Genomic DNA, 1,369 nt, shown 5'->3' on the forward strand with positions numbered 1-1,369 from the left:
GCCTGGCAGCGGAGGCGAACGGTGCCCAGCTCAAGGTTGTCGATGACGCCTGTACGGCCGATGGTGGGGCTGCCGCAGCGAGAGAATTCGTTGCGGCGAAAGTCGGCGCGGTCGTCGGCTTCCTCTGCACCGAGGCGATCGAGGCGGCACTGCCGATCCTGAAGGACGCCAACATACCGGTCATCACCGTCGGCGTGCGCACCGAAAGTCTGACCGACCGGCGCGCCAAGACCGGTTGGCCGATCTTTCGGCTTGGGCCGCGCGGCGATGACGAGCGCAACGCCGTCGCCTCCAATCTGACCCGCCGATGGCAGAACGAACTGTTCGCCATCGTCGACGACGGCACGATTTACGGCCGCGAAATCGCCGAGACGCTTCGGGCGGCAGCCGAGCAGGCGGCGCTGAAACCGGTGTTCGTCGACACATTCCGGCCGCAACTCGACAACCAGATCGGGCTGGTCGGTCGGCTGAGGAAAGCCGGCGCAACGCATGTTTTCGCCGGCGGCGACGGCGAAGACATCGCCATCATGGGCCGCGACGCCGGCCAGCTCGATGCCGGCATCACCTTTGCCGGCGGCGAAGCGCTGCGCACCCCGCCCGGCGACGTGCCTTATGCCACGGGCACGCTGATGATCGCACCGCCCGAATGGGATGATGTCGCCGCCCCCAAGGTGCTCGACAGCTTTGCCGCGCAAAAGATCGTGCCGGAGGGTTACATGCTGCCGGCCTATGCGGCGGTCGAGATCGCCGAGGCGGCGACGGCCCTGGCGGAAACCTCCAACAAGCCATTGTCCGATGCGCTCACCGCGCGCGACTTCAGCACCGCGATCGGACCGATCCGCTTTGACGGCAAGGGCGACTTGACCGAAAACCTCTATCGGGTCTTCCGTTTCAACGGCGCAAATTTCGCGCCGGCGGAGGCCAAATGATGTTTCGCACAGGTTCGCGCAATCTCATCACCGATGTCGCCGGCCTGCGCGTCGGCAACGCTTCCGATGTGAGGCTGAGGTCCGGGGTGACCACCATCGTCTGCGACGTACCTGCGGTGGCCGGTGTCCAGATCCTGGGTGGTGCGCCGGGCACCCGCGAGACCGACCTGCTCGAGCCGCACAATTCGATCGAGGCGGTCCATGCTGTGGTGCTTTCGGGTGGTTCGGCCTTCGGTCTCGACGCCGCCTCCGGCGTACAGGCGGCACTGCGTGAAAGGGGCATCGGTGTCGAGGTCGGCGGCTTTCGCGTGCCGATCGTGCCGGCGGCGATCCTGTTCGACCTGCGCAATGGCGGCGACAAGGATTGGGGCCGCTATCCGCCCTACCGCGATCTCGGCTATGAGGCGGCACAGGCTGTCGGCCTCGACTTTGCGCTGGGC

Annotated in this window: 2 protein-coding genes; both read left to right on the forward strand. The window is 66.6% G+C overall.

Translation table 11 applies throughout. From position 1 onward, the window contains the following. The first annotated feature begins 2 nt into the window (after positions 1-2). Positions 3-929 (forward strand): ABC transporter substrate-binding protein, encoded by a 927-nt coding sequence (locus EOA86_RS34775; RefSeq protein ID WP_128345635.1) that lies wholly within the window; start codon positions 3-5, stop codon positions 927-929. Further along, positions 929-1,369: P1 family peptidase (locus EOA86_RS34780; RefSeq protein ID WP_206630229.1), on the forward strand; the 441-nt coding region annotated here is incomplete at its 3' end. The genes EOA86_RS34775 and EOA86_RS34780, both read left to right, overlap by 1 nt.

It is taken from the genome of Mesorhizobium sp. M5C.F.Ca.IN.020.32.2.1 (genome assembly GCF_004023105.1).
GTDB classification, from domain to species: Bacteria; Pseudomonadota; Alphaproteobacteria; order Rhizobiales; family Rhizobiaceae; genus Mesorhizobium; species Mesorhizobium wenxiniae.